Genomic DNA, 19,465 nt, shown 5'->3' with positions numbered 1-19,465 from the left:
CTCTTAAAATATAGATTTTAAGACACCAAAAAATGAAAGATTCAAAAGAATATATAGAAATTTATGGCGCGCGCGAGCACAACCTGAAAAACATTACGCTGAAGATTCCGCGCAATGAGCTGGTGGTGATCACCGGGCTTTCGGGCAGTGGAAAATCTTCGCTGGCCTTTGATACAATCTTCGCTGAAGGGCAGCGCCGCTATATCGAAACATTCTCCGCTTACGCGCGTCAGTTTCTGGGCGGACTTGAACGACCGGACGTCGATAAAATTGATGGACTTTCGCCCGTAATCGCGATCGAGCAGAAAACCACGAATAAAAATCCGCGCTCAACTGTGGGCACGGTAACTGAGTTGTATGATTACCTGCGTCTGCTTTTTGCGCGGGTTTCAGATGCATATTCCCTGAACAGCGGAAAAAAACTTGTGAGTTATACCGAGGAGCAGATCCTTGAAACCATCCAGGAAAATTATGATGGCCAAAAGTTGCTGCTTCTGGCTCCTGTAGTCACCTCACGAAAAGGTCACTATCACGAACTCTTCGTGCAGATGGCCAAAAAAGGGTACAGCCAGGCCCGAATTGACGGTGAGCTGCAGGATATAGAATACGACCTCAAACTTGACCGTTATAAAACCCACGACATTGATATTGTGATTGACCGCTGGATCATTGGCGAAAGCGCGTCGGAAGCACGTATGGCAAAATCTTTACGAACCGCGATGCAGATGGGCGAGGGTACCATAGGAATTCAGCTGCTTGGAAGTACAGACATCGAATATTTCTCCAAAAACCTGATGGACGCAGAATCGGGTCACTCGCTTGCATTGCCGGAACCCAATACATTTTCATTCAACTCGCCCAAAGGCAGTTGCCCGCAGTGCAAAGGCCTTGGTACGGTGCAAAAAGTGAACACCAAATATTTCGTTGAAAATTCTAAATTATCGGTTAATCAGGGCGCGTTATTACCGTTGGAGGACATAAAATCGAACAAATGGGTGCTCGGACAGATCAAGAATATTCTAGAGATTTTCGGTTTGACGCTCGCAACACCATTTAAGGATATACCGGAAGAAGCAATCGACTATATTTACCATGGCTGCCACCGAGAATTCAACAAAGATCTGAAGTATGCCGGTATCACAAAAAAGATTAAAGTAAGTTTTGACGGACTTGTAAGCATCGTAAATGAACTTATCGAAGACAAAGAAAGTTATGATGCGGTTTTGCTTGAGCGGCATTTCACCACCGAAGAAATCTGTTCCGAATGTAAGGGTGCGAGGCTGCAGCAATCTAGCTTAAGTTTTAAAATAGACGGCAAAAATATCGCTGAGGTCAGCGCGTTTTCGCTGCTGGACCTTATGGATTGGCTCAATGACATTGAAGGAAAATTCAGCGAAAAAAACCATGTGATTGCGCATGAAATTCTGAAAGAGATCAAAACACGTTTGCAGTTTTTGCTCGATGTGGGCCTCGATTATTTAAGTCTAAGCCGTAGTTCACGTACACTTTCCGGCGGCGAATCTCAGCGGATACGGCTCGCAACCCAAATTGGTTCCCAATTGGTGAATGTGCTTTACATTCTCGATGAACCTTCGATTGGTCTTCACCAGCGAGATAATGAAAGGCTTATCAATTCGCTTAAAAATCTGCGCGACATCGGTAACTCGGTGATTGTTGTGGAACATGATAAGGACATGATTTTGGAAGCAGATGAAGTGCTGGATATCGGTCCGCGCGCCGGCAAATTTGGTGGTGAAGTTCTGTGGCAGGGGAAGCCGGATGAATTGCTGAAAGCCGACACGCTTACCGCAGATTACATGACGGGCCGCCGAAACATTCCGGTGCCGGCAGAAAGACGGGCGGGTAACGGAAAATCTTTAGTTTTAAAAGGTGCGAGCGGAAATAATCTTAAGAATGTAAATATTGAGATTCCACTCGGGAAATTGGTTGTGGTAACCGGAATTTCCGGCAGCGGTAAATCTTCGCTGATCAATGGTACGCTTTATCCGATTCTGAACCGGCATTTTTACCGTGCGGTGCAGGAGCCGTTGCCGTATAAAAAGTTTGAAGGAATCGAGAATATCGACAAAATTGTAGATGTTGATCAAGCCCCGATTGGGCGTACCCCGCGCTCAAATCCGGCAACATATACCGGCATGTTCACCGATATCCGAAATCTTTTTGCGGAACTTCCGGAATCTAAAATCCGCGGTTACAAAGCGGGACGTTTCAGTTTCAACGTAAAAGGCGGCCGTTGCGAGACTTGCCAGGGAGGTGGTCTGAAGGTGATTGAGATGAATTTCCTGCCAGACGTTTATGTTCATTGCGAAACCTGCCACGGCAAACGTTTCAACCGTGAAACACTGGAGGTTCGCTACAAAGGCAAATCGATTTCAGATGTGCTGGAAATGACGATTGAGGAGGCTACTGAATTCTTTAAACCTTTGCCTAGGATATTCGCGAAAGTGAAAACCCTGCAGGATGTGGGCCTCGGATATATCACGCTCGGTCAGCAGTCTACCACGCTTTCGGGCGGTGAGGCGCAAAGAATCAAACTTGCGACCGAACTTTCGAAAAAACAGACGGGTAACACGCTCTATATTTTAGATGAGCCCACCACCGGCTTGCACTTTGAGGACGTGAAAGTACTGATGGAAGCCATCAACAAGCTGGTGGACCTGGGGAATTCTTTTGTAATAATAGAACATAACCTGGATGTCATCAAACTCGCAGACCACATTATCGATGTGGGTATGGAAGGCGGCAGCAAAGGCGGTGAAATAGTTGCCAAGGGCACGCCCGAAGAAGTAGCGCGGTCTAAGAAATCGCTCACTGCACGTTTTCTGAAAAAAGAACTCCAGTAAAATATTTAAAAATAAAACCGCGCGATTTGTGCGGTTTTTTTAAATTTAAAACTGAAAAAATTTAAACCAAATGACTTTCAAACTGCGCACGATGAGGGACCAGGATGGCCCGGAAGTACTGGCGATTTACGGCGAAGGAATTGCCGGCGGAAACGCAACATATGATAGAAACGTGCCGAGTTGGGAATCGTGGGATACTAAATTTCTTCAATGTTGCCGTCTCGTGGCTGAAGATGAAAATCAAAAAGTGTTGGGTTGGGCCGCCATACAGTCGGTTAGTAAGCGTGAGTGCTTCTCGGGCGTGGCGGAAGTGAGCATTTATTTAAGCTTCGCAGCCCACGGTTTCGGAATTGGCCGTGCGTTACTAAGTGAGCTGATTAAAGCAAGTGAAGAAAACGGCTACTGGACGCTTCAATCGGGTATTTTTCCCGAGAATGAGGCAAGTCTTGCGATTCATTTCAAATTGGGATTCCGCGAAGTGGGCCGCCGCGAGAAGTTCGGGCAGATGAACGGCGTTTGGCGGGATGTGGTTATTCTTGAAAGGCGAAGTACGATTGTCGGGTAAAAACCGTTCTGTAAGTAAGCTTTAAATTTTTTGGCATCATCATTGGAATAGGGTTGCCGAATATTAATTTTATACAAATGAAAAACTTACTTAAAATAGCAGCTGTGGCCGGATTGGCTTTCACGATGGAATCTTGCGGAACTGCGAACGATGCTTACGGCAATAATTATCCGAACCGTTATCCGGCAGGAAATGGCGGCGTTTTCCGCACGCCAGATGGTGGAACGTACAGAACCGGTGAAATTTACCGTGACCGAAACGGCAATGTGTACGAAAACGGTCGCGTGGTAAGAACGGGTGATGTTTACGGACGCCCGGGCATCCTGGGACGCGACAATACGGTTTATAATCCGAACAATAATGCCCGCAGACTTCCGCCGGGACAGGCTAAAAAAATCTATGGCGGATCTGCCAAAGATTATGCACCGGGACAGCTAAAAAAACGTCAGGTGCAACGCGCGGAGGTATATTCAAACTATAAAAAGGGGAAACATGACCCCCGAAAAGCCGCTGGCAAATACAAACACAGCAAGAACGGCAAAGGTTATGGCAAGCATAAATAAAAAAAGAAGCGGGAAATTTTTCCCGCTTTTTTTTATTATTAATTGCTGTTTTATCTGTCAATTGAACCCAAAACTTTCTGGGCAAAACCGTTTAGCGCTTCACGTTCCGGAACACCGTTTTTCACATTTTGGTGCACCTCCAGCGCGCCACAGATGTTGGTGATCAGCTCGCCGGTAACATTCAACTCCTCCTCACTTACCCCACGCATTTCTGAAAAAGTTTCGAGCACTTCAAGTGTTTTCTCGAGGTTTTCAGCAGTTTGCGATTGGTAAAATTGTCTGATAATCGGTAATTTCATGTTACTTCAGTTCATTAAAAAGGTTAGTGAGATTCTCAGCCTGGTTGGTTTGAACCTGATTCAGCAATTCACCGTTTTTGAAGACCGCAAAAGTTGGCAGGTTGTCTACTTTGGCCAGTTTTCGGCTTTCTGGAAGTTTCTCAGCATCTACATAATAGAACGGAATATCATCGTTCTCGGCAGCTAATTTTTTAAATTTCGGCTTCATGATCCGGCAGTTACCGCACCAGGTAGCCCCATACTGTACCACAACTTTTTCATGGTCTGCAACGATCTGCTGCAATGTATCTTCTGCTAATTCTGTGTACATTTTTTCTTAATTTTAAAAATTAAACATTAAAGTCAAAAAACCCTGACTTTTCTTAGTTCTGAGACGCCAGATACTCAGCTGTAGATTTTCTGTCAGCTTTCATGGCTTCTTTGCCTTCTTCCCAGTTTGCCGGGCATACTTCACCGTTTTTCTGAACGTGAGTGTAAGCGTCGATCATTCTTAAGAATTCTTTCACGTTACGGCCAAGTGGCATGTCGTTTACAGACTCGTGGAAGATTTTTCCGGTCTCATCGATTAGGTAAGTGGCGCGGTAGGTCACATTTGAACCTGTGAAAAACTCATTTCCTTCTTCATCAAACTCGAAATCCTGATCCACAATTCCAAGTTGGTTAGCCAATTGACGGTGTGTGTCCGCAAGGATCGGATAAGTAATACCTTCGATTCCGCCGTTGTCTTTTGGTGTGTTCAGCCATGCGAAGTGTACTTCATTTGTATCGCAAGAAGCGCCAATTACCTTAGTGTTTCTTTTTTCAAACTCGCCCAAAGCATCCTGAAAAGCGTGAAGTTCCGTAGGGCAAACGAAAGTAAAGTCTTTCGGGTACCAGAACAAAAGCACTTTTTGTTGGTTTTCAGCTGCTTCCTGGAATACGTTGATCTTCAAATCATCACCCATTTCACTCATTGCATCGATCGCGATGTTTGGGAATTTCTTTCCTACTAATGACATATTATATTGTTTTAAATTTTCGTAGTGCAAAGATAACAAGTATTTGTCAATCGGAAAATAATTTTTGATTTATAAAATCTATTGAGGTGAATTTCGCGGTAGAGCATATTTATTATTAAATCCGTATTTTCACACAAAGTAAACCACCATGAAAGTTCTTGTAGCCATTTTGTTTTTCGGCATGATTTTGATTCAGTTTTTCCCAATTAATAAAGAAAACCCGAAGCCCACACCTGAGATGGATTTCCTGAATATTAAAAGCACGCCCTCCAAAACTGCAAATATCATTCGCGAAAGCTGCTACGGCTGTCACAGTAATGAAACCAACTATCCATGGTACTCGAACGTGCAGCCTATCGGCTGGTTTTTAAAAGATCATATCGATGAGGGCAGAATGAAACTCAATTTCTCCACCTTCGCTACGTACGAGCCTAAACGTCAGGCACATAAGTTGGCAGAATCACGCGAAATGGTTGAAAAACGTGAGATGCCGCTGAACTCCTTTGTTTTAGGACATCCTGAGGCAGAATTAACAGATGCGGAACGCGCTGAAATCATTAGATATTTCAAATTCATTGAAGATGATACGAGGCTTCTGAATGATCTTCCGCCGGAAAAATAAAATTTTAAATGACAGACCCGAACAAATATTATCTATTTTATGACGGAGACTGCGGTTTCTGCAACCATTGGGTGCAATGGATCCTTGAAAATGACAAACAGGAGCGTTTTCTTTTCGCTGCCCTGCAATCAGATTTTGGACAGCGTTTTCTGAATGAACGAAATCTACCAACTGCCGAACTTAGCACCGTTTATCTGTGGAAACCAGGTGGTTTTTATCTTACCAAATCGAAAGCTGCGTTTGCAATTGCTGGTCTGCTGGGCGGTAAATTTAAACTCTTAAGCTACCTGCGCTTTCTACCGTCTTTCATTACCGATTATTTTTACTCGATTGTTGCGAAATACCGCCAGGAACTCGCTTCACAAAAATGCTTTCTGCCCAGCCCCGAAGAACGCAAACGGTTTGTAGATCACTAATAGCGGCTTTTTATATTTAAATTTATGGAAGTCTGCATCACTTTGCTTGTTAGCTAGTGAGCGACAAATCGCGCGCATTATTCTGCCAAACTAATTCTTATATTTGCAGCCATGGAATACAACACCTCCCGACCCCAACTTCACATGCCGGAATACGGCCGTATCATTCAGCAACTCGTGGAGCGCTGCAAAGAGCTTTCTACGAAGGAAGAGCGAAATGAGATGGCAGTGGCGATCGTGGATTTTATGGGACAGCGGAACCCGCAACTTCGCGATGAAGAAAACTATAAACATAAGTTGTGGGATCACCTTTTCATTTTATCGAACTACGATCTGGATGTAGATTCGCCTTATCAGTTCCCAACAGTGGAGGAGATGCAGGTGAAGCCGAAACGTATGGAATATCCCAAACTGCAGGGTGATTTCAAGTTTTATGGTAAAAGTATACTGCAACTGATAGACAAAGCAATCGAACTTGAAGCCGGCGACGAGAAAGACGCGCTGATACAGGTGATCGCAAACAACATGAAGAAATCTTACAATGTTTACAATAAGGAACATGTACAGGATGAGGTTATCTTCAGGCATCTGAAAGACCTTTCGAATGACAGGCTTGATCTTACGTCACTTGATTCCCTCGAAAAAAACAAAATTTATTACGCAACCAACCGCAATAATAAATCAAACGGTAAGAACCAAAACCAGCAGCAAAACCACCAAAATAAAAAACGGAATTTTCAAAATAAAAACAGGAAGTAGGGTATGAGCGGAACATTCAAGATTAAGGGTGGGAAAAGATTACAGGGTGAGATAACGCCGCAGGGCGCGAAAAACGAGGCACTTCAGATATTGTGCGCGATTCTGCTCACAGATGAGGAGATACGAATAAAAAACATCCCTGATATACATGATGTAAACAGGTTAATCGAGATTCTTGGCGATTTTGGTGTGAAAATCACCAAAAACGGTCACGGAGACTATACGTTTAAGGCCGATGCGGTGAATTTTGGCTACGTAAAATCAGACGGTTTCCGGGAAGACGGGTCAAAACTTCGCGGATCCATCATGCTTTTAGGTCCAATGTTAGCGCGTTTCGGTGAGGCGTACATGCCCACACCGGGCGGCGACAAAATTGGACGCAGACGTTTAGACACGCATTTCCAGGGCTTTGTGGAGTTGGGTGCGGAATTCAATTATGACGATTCACATTACTTATATTCTTTAAAAGCAAAAGAACTTCAGGGTAAATTTATTCTGCTCGAGGAAGCATCGGTTACCGGAACGGCAAATATTGTGATGGCTGCAGTTTTGGCAAAAGGACGCACCAGTATTTACAATGCCGCTTGCGAGCCGTACCTGCAACAGCTTTGCAAGATGCTGAACCGAATGGGCGCACAAATTTCGGGCATTGGCTCAAACCTGCTCATAATAGACGGAGTGCAAAAACTCGGCGGTACAGAGCATACGATGTTGCCGGATATGGTCGAAATCGGCTCTTGGATTGGCCTTGCAGCTATGACGAAATCGGAAATTACAATCAAAAACGTCAACTGGGATGAGCTTGGCGTTATACCGAACACATTCCGCAAGCTCGGCATCATGCTTGAACGCCGGGGCGATGACATCTACATTCCCGCGCAGGACAATTACAAAATACAGAAGTTCATTGACGGTTCTATCCTCACGGTGTCAGACGCGCCGTGGCCGGGTTTCACACCGGATTTGCTGTCGATCATCCTCGTGGTTGCAACGCAGGCGCAGGGCACCGTTTTGGTTCATCAGAAAATGTTCGAATCCAGATTGTTTTTCGTAGATAAACTTATCGATATGGGAGCTCAGATAATACTTTGCGATCCGCACCGCGCCACAGTTGTCGGTCTCAATCATGAGTCGCCGCTGCGTGGAACCACGCTTGTGTCCCCGGATATCAGGGCCGGAAACGCTTTGTTGATCGCTGCACTTTCTGCGCAGGGCGATTCGTTGATTCACAATATCGAACAAATCGACCGTGGCTACGAAAATATCGATGGCAGGCTAAGGGCCATTGGAGCAGAAATCACGCGGGTCTAACTGTCAATAAATATTAAAAATAAAAGGCATTTCATTTCTGAGATGGCTTTTTTTATTTGTAGCAACAGTATTTTTGGCACTTCCGGAGACCCGTCCCGCTCTTCATTGCAATCCCGCCGCGGCGGGGATTTCCATTGCGATCGGGGCTAGAACCTCAGGCGGGTGCCCTTCCGAAAAAGAGCCGATCTGTGATGCAAATAGGATTATGGATTTCATAAAAAGAATAACATTTCGCTAACAAAATTGAAAACGCTACCTTTGCAAAAATTTTTGGGCTTCAATGGTTGGAGTAACCCATTAATAATTAAATTATTAAACAAAATTTGAATGAGCAATATTGTTGCAATCGTTGGGCGTCCCAACGTAGGAAAATCAACCCTTTTTAACCGGTTTCTGGAGCGGAGAGAAGCTATCGTAGATTCTACTTCAGGCGTTACGCGGGACCGTCATTACGGAAAATCTGACTGGAATGGTGTAGAATTCACGGTGATCGACACCGGAGGTTACGAAGTAAACACCGAAGATGTTTTCCAGGAAGAAATTTCAAAGCAGGTTCAGTTGGCTATCGATGAAGCCACTTCGATCATTTTCATGCTGAATGTGGAGGAAGGACTTACAGATACCGACCAGGAAATCTTTGAGATGCTCCGCAGATCAAACAAACCGGTTTATGTTACTGTAAACAAGGTAGATTCGGCCACAGAGGAGCTGGCTGCTACCGAATTTTACCAGCTTGGAATCGAAAAATACTATACTTTATCTTCTGCGACAGGTTCCGGAACAGGCGAGCTCCTCGATGATATCGTAAAAGAATTCCCAACTACAGATTACAAAGATCCTTTTGAAGGACTGCCTAAAATCACCATTGCAGGTCGTCCAAACGTGGGTAAATCTACCCTTACAAATGCGCTTCTCGACGTTGAAAGAAACATCGTCACCGATATCGCCGGAACAACGCGCGACTCGATTGAGACGCTGTATAATAAATTCGGGCACGAATTTGTGCTGGTAGATACCGCTGGTATGCGGCGGAAAGCCAAAGTGAAAGAAGACCTTGAATTTTATTCCGTGATGCGTTCTATCCGTTCAATTGAGTATTCAGACGTCGTAATCATCATGGTGGATGCTACTTTGGGTTGGGAATCGCAGGATATGAATATTTTCGGCCTTGCGCAGAAAAACCGCAAAGGAATCGTGATCGTGGTAAACAAATGGGACCTTGTAGAAAACAAACATACCAACACGACGCGTGATTTTGAAAATCAGATCAAAGAAAAGATTGGTCAGTTTACCGATATTCCAATTCTGTTTGTGTCAGCACTATCTAAACAGAGAATCCTGAAAACGGTGGAAGTGGCAATGGAAGTGTATGAAAACCGTGCGAAAAAAATCAAGACTTCAAAACTTAACGAGGTGATGCTGCCAATTTTCGAGCAAACGCCACCGCCGGCACTGAAAGGAAAGTATGTGAAAATCAAATATTGTGTGCAGTTGCCAACGCCGAGTCCGCAGTTTGTGTTTTTCTGTAATCTGCCGCAATATGTGAAGGAACCGTACAAAAGATTCACCGAGAATCAGCTCCGGAAACAGTTTGGCTTTACCGGTGTGCCGATTGAAGTGTATTTCAGACAGAAATAATACGTATTTAAGCCTTTCAGATTGTATTTGAAGGGCTTTTTTGTCACCTATAATTTAACGAACTTTGCACCCTAACTACCGACTATGACTAATGTTTTATCAACGCAGTTCTCACTCGTGAATACCTGGATCAACGAACTTCGTAATACCGAAATCCAGAATGACCGCATGCGTTTCCGCAGGAATATGGAGCGCATTGGTGAAATTGCCGCCTTTGAGATCAGCAAAGGTCTCGAGCAGAAAAAAATTGAGATTACCACGCCTTTAGCCAAAATTGAATCCCGTGAAATTGCCGTACAGCCGGTGATCACTACTATTTTACGTGCGGGTGTTCCCTTGTTCCAGGGACTTTTGAACTATCTTGACAAAGCAGACTGTGGTTTCGTAGCCGCATACCGAAAACACGATGCAAACGACTATTTTTCGATAAAACAGGATTACCTTACGTGCCCAAATATTGATGGCCGACCATTGATCGTTGCGGATCCTATGCTTGCAACAGGCGCAAGTCTCATTGAAGCAATCAAAGATTTACTGAATCACGGGAAACCGTCGCAGTTGCATATTGTGGCCGCCATCGCTTCAAAACAGGGCGTTGAAACCATTCAAAAGGAATATCCGGAAGCTATGATTTGGGTGGGTGTAATTGATGATGAACTTACGTCTAAAGGTTACATAACTCCAGGTTTAGGCGATGCCGGAGATTTAAGTTACGGTGAAAAACTTCAGCGGTAGAACTTTCAATTCTAATAATCTTCAGCCATCACAAGTACAGAAATCCGGTTATTGCCGGATTTTAGTATTTCCCATGCCACGGAACTCATGGTATTTCCAGTTGTAAAAACGTCATCGACGAGCAAAATGTGCTTATCAGTCACCTCATGCGTGCAGGTGAACAGCGAGTCGGTTTCAGCCCGGTGAACCCGGTCTTTTTTTGCCTGTGCACGTCTGTTGGCATTTCGCTTGAGCAGATTGTGGTCACACGGTATACCATAATGTTTACTTAATGTGTCAGCGAAAAGATGCAGTTGATTATACCCGCGTTTTCGGAGTTTCTTTGCGTGCAGCGGCACCGTGATAAAGAAGTCGGGAGGGTCATTGCCGAAATCTACGCGCTCTGTGACCCACTCGGCCAGTGTTTTCCCGATCTTTTCGCGGCGGCCGTACTTCAGTTGGTGCACAATTTCCCGGCTCAGACTTTCTTCTTCAAACTGCATCAGCGCATAAGCGTTTTCTACCGGAAACAGAAGCCGACATTTTTCTTTAAGCAGGTTGTTTGCGTTAAACAGATAATGTGTGAAATGAATCTGGTCAAAACACAATTCGCAGACAATCTCTTTAGAAGTGATAATCCGGTTGCAGCGCAGGCAGCGGTTCGGGAAAAGTAAATTTAAAATCACATCCGTGTTTTGTCATTTTAAAGTTACAAATTATGCGCGTGTCACATCTCTTTTTTGATCATCTGAATGGCTTTCTTCATATTTTCATTCAAAAGTTCTTTTTCCAGACGCAGCGCTGGCGCCTGCCTCACTTCGCAGTTTGGGATACTGCAAAATTCGCAGGTTACGCCTACATTCACAGTTCTTATTTGGTCACTTTTAGCGAAATTTATTTTCTTTAAAGAGTTTGAATTCAGCAGGATGCCGAGGCAATAACTCCTGTTAGTTCCGTCTGAGAACGGATTTTTTTGCGAGGTAGATATCACAAGATAGGTTAGACCACTGTCTTTGTAATGAGAAATCTGGGCTGCGGTTAACGTTTCGTTTTCCTGCAGATTCATCAGGTTTTTCACGGCAATCCATCTTCTGCAATAATGTTCGTTGGTGGCGTTGGCGTGCGGTGCCTGTTGGCGGTTCAGATGAAGTTCCTTTAAAATCTCAAGGTTGTCTGAAAATTTCTTCTTCGTAAAACACAGATAAAAAAGGTCCTTGATGCCGAATTCCTGCGGCAAAATGTTGGTCAGGCGATAGTAAAACGTTTCCGGTGAATTGGTAAATTCTTCGATGAGATTCTCAAAATTCTGTGGCTCCCACTCATTTGAACTAAAAAACGCCGATATTTTTTCGGTCAAAATTCCCTTGTGAATCAGCAGACAACCGGCGAAATAGGATGCGTAATAATTGCTGAGCAACTCCTCGAAACTGGTGAAATCAAGCCAGGAATACGTGTTCGGTCTGATGCGCAGATTCAGGACATTGAAACCTACTTCCTTTGCAAAAATGAAGGTTTTCTGGTCTTCATCGAGAAGTTCATTCAGTAAAAGCAGCTTCTTTTCCGGGATAAAAAGCGACCGAAGTTTTCCGGTGGCGCCATATTTTTCGAAATCCAGAGTTCTGATCTCGTAATTAAATTCTTCACGCAGAATTTTTTCTAATTCTACAGAATTAGGTTTATGAGGAATTTTATTTTGAAAAGAATAAGCGGTTGCCTTTTCCTCGATTTCCGGAAAATAATTATCGTAGAGCTCCTGAAAACTCCTGAGCACGGCAAAGTAGAACCGTTCCTTACTCAGATTGTAATTTTTTGAAATTTCTATCAGCGTGGTGATGAATGCTGTCACTTTTTTTGGAGCGTCACTTATAAGGCTGATGAGGTTGTTTTTATTAATCCCAAAAAGATCCAGCGGAATTTCCTTAAAAAAATCCGACTGAATAATTTCAACAATCGGCGAGAGACTTTTGTCGAGTTTCGTGGACACCAAATCATTATAAGTGCAGTGAAGAGCCGTGGCGAGCTGGCCGATTTTGTCGTGTTTCGGGTATTTTTTGCCGTTTTCAATCTCGTTAAGATATGATTTTGACAATCCGGTTTGATTTGAAAGTTCCTGCAGCGAAATGTTTCTTTTCTGGCGGAACTGTTTCATTTTCAGTCCGAATACGGTTTTGATGAATTCGCCGTCGTGCGTCATAAGTCGGTTTTAAATTTTTAATACTTGCAGATAATCCCGGAAGTCCGATGGACACAAAGTTAATTTAAAAAGAACTGTTTTTCGCATAATTATTATTTTTAAAAGTTAGCGAACGTTCGCTGGAAGTGAAAATATTTTTATAGTTTTGATGTATCACAATCTCAAAAATTTAATGAAATGGAAACGGCGACGAAATTTAAGGTCTTGGCAACCAGACCTTACCACGAGATTTTCTCTGCAGATATGATTGATTTTCTGACCGAACTTCACGTACGGTTCAATGCTAAACGACTGGAACTGATTCAGACAAGAAAAGCGCAACAAAACGAGTTCGATAAGGGAAACCTGCCCATTTTCCTGCCTGAAACGAAAGAAATCAGGGAAAGCAATTGGGTTTGCGGTGTACTGCCTGAGGATTTGCTCGACAGAAGAGTGGAAATTACCGGTCCGGTGGAACGCAAAATGATTATCAATGCCCTTAATTCGGGCGCTTCCACCTTCATGGCAGATTTTGAGGACAGCAATTCGCCGACCTGGGAAAACTGCATGGAAGGACAAATCAATCTTTCCGATGCTGTAAACTACATCATCAGCTTTGAAAATGAAAACGGCAAAACCTATCAACTCAATGATCAGACTGCGGTTCTGCTGGTTCGTCCTCGAGGTCTGCATTTGGAAGAAAAAAATATCGAGATAGACGGAGAAAAAGCTTCGGGTTCTTTAATTGATTTTGGAATCTACTTTTTCAGAAATGCAAAAAAACTGATCCAAAATGGTAGCGGACCATATTTTTATCTTCCAAAACTCGAACATTACAAGGAAGCCCGCTGGTGGAATGACGTTTTTAAATTTTCTCAGGATTATCTGCAAATTCCGCAGGGTACTATCAAAGCAACTGTTTTAATTGAAACCATTACGGCGGCCTTTCAGCTCGATGAGATTCTGTATGAATTGAAAGAGCACAGTTCCGGACTGAACTGCGGAAGATGGGATTATATTTTTTCCTATATCAAAAAGTTCAGGAACAGACCCGAATTTCTCGTGCCGGACAGAGACCAGGTGACCATGACTTCACCTTTTATGAGTGCCTATTCAAAACGCGTGATTCAGGTTTGCCACAAAAGAAATGTGCACGCGATGGGTGGAATGGCGGCGCAGATTCCTGTGAAAAATAACGAAGAGAAGAATGAAATAGCCTATGCAAAAGTGCGTGCAGATAAGGAACGAGAGGTGAAAAACGGACACGACGGGACCTGGGTTGCACATCCGGGATTGGTTCCTGTTGCGAAGAAAATCTTCGATGACCTGATGCCTGAAAAAAACCAGATTCACAAAAAATTCGAAGAATATCAGATTTCAGAAAGCGATTTACTCGAAATTCCAAAAGGGACAATCACTGAAAATGGCGTAAGAAAAAATATCAATGTCGGAATCCTTTACATCGAATCCTGGCTGATGGGTGTGGGGGCAGCGGCGCTTTACAATTTAATGGAAGATGCTGCGACCGCAGAAATTTCGCGCACGCAGGTCTGGCAATGGCTGAAAAATGAAGCCCAACTCGATGACGGCAGAATTTTAACCAATGAGATGGTGTTGAAATGGCAGGAAGAGGAACTTCAAAACATTAAAAATTATGTGGGCGAAGAACGTTACAAAAACGGAAAGTTTGCTTTAGCCACGGAGATTTTCGATGATCTGATTCTGAACGACCAATTTGAAGAATTCTTAACGCTGAAAGCTTACCAGTTTATTTAAATCCAATCATTAACCAAATCCAAAATACAATGAAAAACCAGGAACAAATTCGCCAGCTTGAACAGGACTGGCTCGAAAACCCAAGATGGAAAGGTGTAGAAAGACCATATTCCGCAGAAGAAGTATTGAAACTGAGAGGTTCTTACCAACTCGATTACACCATTGCAAAATTGATGTCTGAAAAATTATGGGAAAAACTCAACACTCAGGATTTTGTGGCCGGATTGGGCGCACTTACAGGAAATCAGGCCGTACAGGAAGTGGATGCCGGTTTGGAAGCCATTTATCTTTCCGGTTGGCAGGTTGCGGCAGATGCCAATCTTTCCGGAGAAATGTACCCTGACCAAAGTTTATATCCCGCGAATTCCGTTCCTTCAGTAGTGAAAAGAATCAATAACGCTTTATTAAGAGCGGATCAAATTCAAACAGTAAATAATATTGACGAAGAAAATCGTAAAGAATATCTAGTTCCAATTGTAGCCGATGCCGAAGCAGGTTTTGGTGGGAATTTAAATGCATTTGAGTTGATGAAACAAATGATAGAAGCCGGTGCAGCCGGAGTTCATTTCGAGGATCAATTGTCTTCCGCAAAAAAATGTGGACATTTAGGGGGAAAAGTTTTGGTTCCAACTCAGGAAGCAATCAATAAATTAATTGCAGCGCGTTTGGCAGCCGATGTTTGCGGAGTTCCAACAATTTTGCTTGCAAGAACAGATGCCGATGCGGCAGATCTATTAACTTCAGATATTGACGAAAGAGACCATAAATTCGTGACCGGAAAAAGAACTTCTGAAGGTTTTTACGAAGTGAAAAATGGAGTGGAGCAGGGAATCGACAGAGGTTTGGCTTATGCACCTTACGCCGATTTAATTTGGATGGAAACATCGAATCCTGATTTGGATTATGCGAGAAAGTTTGCGGAAGGAATCCATGCGAAATTCCCCGGAAAAATGTTGGCTTACAACTGTTCACCTTCGTTCAATTGGGCAGCAAAACTGTCTGTTGAGGAAATGGCAACTTTCCGCGAAGATTTGGCGGCGATGGGTTACAAATTCCAGTTCATTACCCTTGCAGGCTTCCACGCGCTGAATACATCGATGTTCGAATTGGCTTTGGCGTACAAAAAACGCGGCATGGCAGGTTACAGCGAGCTTCAGGAAAGGGAGTTCGCGCTGCAGAAAGAAGGTTTCCGCGCCGTGAAGCACCAGAATTTTGTAGGAACTTCTTATTTTGATGAAGTTCAAACCGTAGTAACCGATGGAAATTCATCCACAACCGCTTTGGCTGGCTCAACTGAAGCCAATCAGTTTCATTGAAAATCTTCTAAAAAGTAATTTGAAAAAAGTCTTTCTGCGTGAAAGACTTTTTTTTATGAAAGGTCATGAGATTTGCTGAAGCATAAATGTTCAGTTTCGCAATTTCCCCCAATGTCAGTGGATTTCCGCGTAGATTTTTCCTATTATTGCAAAAAAAAATGAAAATACTTTACAAACTGTTTTTTACCGGTCTTCTTTTAATGTCAATGGCGGTTTCCGCAATGCAAATTTTCGTTAAAGCGCCGGATGGTTACACGATTGCGTTAGAGGTAGAAGCCAATGACACGATTGAAAACTTAAAAGCGAAAATTTCTGACAAAATGGATATTCCTGTTGAAATAATTCAGTTATATTTTGGGCAGATATTTCTAGAAGAAGGAAGAACCCTCGCTGATTATAACATCCCGAAGGAAACTGTTCTGACCATGACTTATGCTACTCTCAACAGCACAGAAAATACGATCTCAACCATTAAAATTTATCCTAATCCAGCTACTGAAATACTCTATATTAACAGTCAGAAGCAAGATCAGTTTTATCTGTTCGACAGCAGCGGCCGAAAAATTATGGAAGGTAAACTTAAAACCGGTCAAAACAAAATTGACTTAGTAAAAGTGATGCGCGGAAATTATATCATTAAAACCAATCATTCTTCGCAAAAAGTTATCGTTCAATAGAATTCAAAATTCGACTTCAAAAATCTTAACTTTGCAACATGATACGCATCACCAAGATTTTCACTTTCGAAACCGCGCACGTACTTTATAATTACGATGGCAAGTGCAAAAATATGCACGGACATTCCTACAAACTTTTCGTAACGGTGAAGGGGACGCCAATCGATGATCTGGACCATCCAAAAAACGGTATGGTGGTAGATTTTGGCGATATCAAAAAGATTGTAAAATCTGAAATCATCGATGTCTGGGATCATGCGGTTTTGGTAAATGGAGCTTCGCCACATAAAGATTTAGGTTCAGATCTGGAAACGAAAGGCCATAAAGTGATTTTCTGTGATTATCAGCCGACGTGCGAAAACATGCTTTATGATATCGCCGAAAAAATTAAAAAAAGCCTTACGGGTGACGTGAGTTTGGCTTACTTAAAACTACACGAAACCGAAAACAGCTACGGTGAATGGTTTGCCGAAGATCAGGTAGGTTTCAGATAAGACAGCAGCCGCATGAAGATTAATTTACAGCCCGGAAAAAAAATCTATTTCGCTTCCGATCAGCACTTTGGCGCGCCCGATGCAAAGGCGAGCAAATTTCGCGAGGAGAAATTTATCCGCTGGCTCGACCAGATAAAAGGTGATGCGCAAGTCCTTTTCCTGATGGGCGACCTTTTCGATTTCTGGCATGAATGGAACCATGTAATTCCCAAAGGTTACGTGCGTGTTTTAGGTAAACTTGCGGAGCTTAAAGATGCCGGAATCGAACTTTTTATGTTTGTTGGCAACCACGATCTGTGGATGAAAAACTATTTTGAAGACGAGATTGGCTGCAAAGTTTTTTTTGAAAAGCAATATTTCGAAATCAATGGCCGAAACTTTCTTTTGGCGCACGGCGACGGTTTGGGACCCGGTGATAAAGGCTACAAAAGGATGAAAAAACTTTTCACGAATCCTTTGGCACAATGGGCTTTCCGCTGGCTGCATCCCGACATCGCGATGAAAGTCGCGATCTATTTCTCTACCAAAAACAAAATGATTTCGGGCGAGGAAGACAAAGAATTTTTGGGCGAAGACAAGGAATTTTTGATCATCTATTCGAAGGAGAAACTTAAGACAGAACAGATCGATTACTTCATTTACGGACACCGGCACCTGCCGATGGTTTTAGATTTAGAAGGCGGAAAGGCCAAATATATCAACCTTGGCGACTGGATTTCCTATTTTACCTTTGGGGTTTTTGATGGCATCGATTTTCTTTTGAATACTTTCGATAATAACCACCATGGTAAAAAGGATTTACACTAAGGCCACAATGATCGGTTATGAATGAAAATGAGATTTCGCGCGTAATATTTGATGCAGGTCTCAAAGTACACAGGATTTTAGGTCCCGGACTCCTGGAATCAGCGTATGAAGAATGCCTCTATTTTGAGCTTCTTAAATCTGGACTTTTTATTGAAAAACAGAAACCAATGCCGCTCATTTAGGAGGAAGTAAAGTTGGATGTAGGATACAGAGTAGACCTAATGGTTGAAAGAAAAGTGGTGATTGAAGTAAAATCTGTTGATGCGCTTAACGATATTCATTTAGCGCAGGTATTAACTTATCTGAAATTAAGCCATTGCAAATTAGGTTTGCTAATTAATTTTAACATGTTGTTGTTTAAAAACGGAATAAAACGGGTGATCAACGGAAATATATAGTTCATTGTGTACTTAGTTAAAATCATTGTGAACTTAGTGGTAAAAAGAGATGCAAGATATTTTTAACATACAAACCGAATCAGACTTTCAGCAAAGTTGTCTCGAAACCTTTCGCTATCAATACGAAAATGTGGAGGTTTACAGAAAGTTTGTAGCTTATCTGAACATTAATCCGGCGGAAATTAATGCGGTGGAAAAGATTCCGTTTCTGCCCATTGAGATGTTTAAGAATCACACGGTTTTAGACCAAAATAGCACTGCAGACCGCTATTTTCAGAGCTCCGGAACCACGCAAATGACGCGTTCGCGGCATTTTATCGCTGATTTTGGACTTTACGAACAAAGTATTTACAAAAGTTTCGCGCAATTCATCGGGAAACCTGAAGACTATATTTTCCTGGGTCTTCTGCCGAATTATTCCGAAAATCCGCATTCTTCTTTAATTTACATGGTCAATTTTCTGATGAAGCAATCAGCTAAGCCTGAAAACGGTTATTTCCTGTATAATCACCGCGAACTTTTTAGCTTGCTACAAACTTTACGGGACAAAAAGGTGCTTCTTTTCGGAGTTTCGTTTGCACTGCTGGATTTTCTTGATTATTTAAACGAGAATCAGCTGCAACTAAACTCTTCATCAAATCTCACTGTGATAGAAACTGGCGGAATGAAAGGCCGCAAGGAAGAAATGACTAAGGATCAGTTGCTTAAAACTGTGCAGCAAGGCTTCGGAACAGAGCAGATTTATTCAGAATATTCGATGACCGAATTGCTTTCGCAGGCATATTCATTAGGCCAGAATATTTATGAATGTCCGCCCTGGATGCGCGTGCTGATCCGCAATACTGAAGATCCGTTTTCTTACATTGAAGCCGGGCGAACCGGCGCGGTGAATATTATCGATCTGGCCAACCGACATTCGTGCAGTTTCATTGCGACGCAGGATCTGGGTAAAACCCTAAATGATGTTGAGATTGCTTCATGTGCTCCGGTTCTTCGCCGTGACAAATTCCAGATCTTGGGCAGGATTGACCATTCCGATATCCGCGGCTGCAGTCTTTTGGTTTCTTAAAGTGTT

At 42.9% G+C, this 19,465-nt stretch carries 20 protein-coding genes and 1 pseudogene; 16 read left to right on the top strand and 5 right to left on the bottom strand.

The window, feature by feature from the left end; all coding sequences use genetic code 11:
* Window positions 1-32: 32 nt before the first annotated feature.
* From uvrA to H9628_RS11985, 3 genes are all read left to right on the top strand, one after another.
* Window positions 33-2,864 carry an excinuclease ABC subunit UvrA gene (uvrA, locus tag H9628_RS08855; protein ID WP_251833785.1) on the top strand — a complete coding sequence of 944 codons (2,832 nt, stop codon included), beginning with the start codon at window positions 33-35 and terminating at the stop codon, window positions 2,862-2,864.
* 70 nt (window positions 2,865-2,934) lie between these two features.
* On the top strand, window positions 2,935-3,429 hold the full coding sequence (locus H9628_RS08850; RefSeq protein WP_251833784.1) for a GNAT family N-acetyltransferase: 495 nt from the start codon (window positions 2,935-2,937) through the stop codon (window positions 3,427-3,429).
* A 77-nt stretch (window positions 3,430-3,506) separates the two neighbouring features.
* Complete coding sequence (locus H9628_RS11985; RefSeq protein ID WP_251833783.1) at window positions 3,507-3,992, top strand: hypothetical protein; 486 nt, start codon at window positions 3,507-3,509, stop codon at window positions 3,990-3,992.
* A 50-nt stretch (window positions 3,993-4,042) separates the two neighbouring features.
* On the opposite strand, the gene H9628_RS08840 is transcribed toward H9628_RS11985, so the two are convergent.
* Genes H9628_RS08840 through H9628_RS08830 form a run of 3 tightly spaced genes read right to left on the bottom strand, consistent with a single transcriptional unit; the run spans window position 4,043 to window position 5,289 of the window.
* Window positions 4,043-4,291, bottom strand: coding sequence for a DUF6952 family protein (locus tag H9628_RS08840; protein WP_251833782.1), 249 nt, complete (start codon window positions 4,289-4,291; stop codon window positions 4,043-4,045).
* 1 nt (window position 4,292) lies between these two features.
* Window positions 4,293-4,601, bottom strand: a complete 309-nt coding sequence (locus H9628_RS08835) for a thioredoxin family protein (RefSeq protein WP_251833781.1) — start codon at window positions 4,599-4,601, stop codon at window positions 4,293-4,295.
* A gap of 52 nt (window positions 4,602-4,653) precedes the next feature.
* Window positions 4,654-5,289 carry a peroxiredoxin gene (locus tag H9628_RS08830; RefSeq protein WP_251833780.1) on the bottom strand — a complete coding sequence of 212 codons (636 nt, stop codon included), beginning with the start codon at window positions 5,287-5,289 and terminating at the stop codon, window positions 4,654-4,656.
* Window positions 5,290-5,437: 148 nt separating this feature from the next.
* Here H9628_RS08830 and H9628_RS08825 point away from each other — a divergent pair, with 148 nt between their 5' ends.
* The 6 genes from H9628_RS08825 (at window position 5,438) to upp (ending at window position 10,770) form a co-directional block, all read left to right on the top strand.
* Window positions 5,438-5,911 (top strand): heme-binding domain-containing protein, encoded by a 474-nt coding sequence (locus tag H9628_RS08825; protein WP_251833779.1) that lies wholly within the window; start codon window positions 5,438-5,440, stop codon window positions 5,909-5,911.
* Window positions 5,912-5,919: 8 nt separating this feature from the next.
* Window positions 5,920-6,327: a thiol-disulfide oxidoreductase DCC family protein gene (locus tag H9628_RS08820; protein WP_251833778.1), complete on the top strand. Its 408-nt coding sequence runs from the start codon at window positions 5,920-5,922 to the stop codon at window positions 6,325-6,327.
* A gap of 111 nt (window positions 6,328-6,438) precedes the next feature.
* A complete protein-coding gene (locus H9628_RS08815; protein ID WP_251833777.1) occupies window positions 6,439-7,086 on the top strand; it encodes a DUF4290 domain-containing protein in 648 nt (215 codons plus the stop codon).
* Window positions 7,087-7,089: 3 nt separating this feature from the next.
* The gene (gene murA, locus H9628_RS08810) at window positions 7,090-8,397 is read left to right on the top strand and encodes a UDP-N-acetylglucosamine 1-carboxyvinyltransferase (RefSeq protein WP_251833776.1); all 1,308 of its coding nucleotides are present in this window, start codon (window positions 7,090-7,092) and stop codon (window positions 8,395-8,397) included.
* A gap of 327 nt (window positions 8,398-8,724) precedes the next feature.
* Entirely contained in the window at window positions 8,725-10,035 is a 1,311-nt protein-coding gene (gene der, locus H9628_RS08805; protein WP_251833775.1) for a ribosome biogenesis GTPase Der, read from the top strand.
* Between the two features lie 84 nt (window positions 10,036-10,119).
* Window positions 10,120-10,770 carry a uracil phosphoribosyltransferase gene (gene upp / locus H9628_RS08800; protein WP_251833774.1) on the top strand — a complete coding sequence of 217 codons (651 nt, stop codon included), beginning with the start codon at window positions 10,120-10,122 and terminating at the stop codon, window positions 10,768-10,770.
* Between the two features lie 11 nt (window positions 10,771-10,781).
* Here the strand turns inward: upp and H9628_RS08795 are convergent, their stop codons facing one another.
* Window positions 10,782-11,435: a ComF family protein gene (locus tag H9628_RS08795; protein ID WP_251833773.1), complete on the bottom strand. Its 654-nt coding sequence runs from the start codon at window positions 11,433-11,435 to the stop codon at window positions 10,782-10,784.
* Window positions 11,436-11,476: 41 nt separating this feature from the next.
* Entirely contained in the window at window positions 11,477-12,943 is a 1,467-nt protein-coding gene (locus tag H9628_RS08790; RefSeq protein ID WP_251833772.1) for a helix-turn-helix transcriptional regulator, read from the bottom strand.
* Between the two features lie 177 nt (window positions 12,944-13,120).
* On the opposite strand from H9628_RS08790, the gene aceB reads away from it, so the two are divergent.
* From aceB to H9628_RS08755, 7 genes and pseudogenes are all read left to right on the top strand, one after another.
* Window positions 13,121-14,698, top strand: coding sequence for a malate synthase A (gene aceB / locus H9628_RS08785; protein WP_251833771.1), 1,578 nt, complete (start codon window positions 13,121-13,123; stop codon window positions 14,696-14,698).
* Between the two features lie 29 nt (window positions 14,699-14,727).
* Window positions 14,728-16,014 carry an isocitrate lyase gene (gene aceA, locus H9628_RS08780; RefSeq protein ID WP_251833770.1) on the top strand — a complete coding sequence of 429 codons (1,287 nt, stop codon included), beginning with the start codon at window positions 14,728-14,730 and terminating at the stop codon, window positions 16,012-16,014.
* A gap of 158 nt (window positions 16,015-16,172) precedes the next feature.
* On the top strand, window positions 16,173-16,691 hold the full coding sequence (locus H9628_RS08775; RefSeq protein WP_251833769.1) for a ubiquitin-like protein: 519 nt from the start codon (window positions 16,173-16,175) through the stop codon (window positions 16,689-16,691).
* Between the two features lie 38 nt (window positions 16,692-16,729).
* Window positions 16,730-17,185: a 6-pyruvoyl trahydropterin synthase family protein gene (locus H9628_RS08770; RefSeq protein WP_251833768.1), complete on the top strand. Its 456-nt coding sequence runs from the start codon at window positions 16,730-16,732 to the stop codon at window positions 17,183-17,185.
* A gap of 12 nt (window positions 17,186-17,197) precedes the next feature.
* Window positions 17,198-17,992, top strand: coding sequence for a UDP-2,3-diacylglucosamine diphosphatase (locus H9628_RS08765; RefSeq protein ID WP_251833767.1), 795 nt, complete (start codon window positions 17,198-17,200; stop codon window positions 17,990-17,992).
* Window positions 17,993-18,009: 17 nt separating this feature from the next.
* Window positions 18,010-18,390, top strand: a pseudogene (locus tag H9628_RS08760) (GxxExxY protein).
* 49 nt (window positions 18,391-18,439) lie between these two features.
* Window positions 18,440-19,459, top strand: a complete 1,020-nt coding sequence (locus H9628_RS08755) for a LuxE/PaaK family acyltransferase (protein ID WP_251833766.1) — start codon at window positions 18,440-18,442, stop codon at window positions 19,457-19,459.
* The last annotated feature ends 6 nt before the right edge of the window (window positions 19,460-19,465 follow it).

It is taken from the genome of Kaistella pullorum (assembly GCF_014837035.1).
Lineage (GTDB): Bacteria > Bacteroidota > Bacteroidia > Flavobacteriales > Weeksellaceae > Kaistella > Kaistella rhinocerotis.
This window is presented reverse-complemented; position numbering and strand designations above follow the sequence as displayed.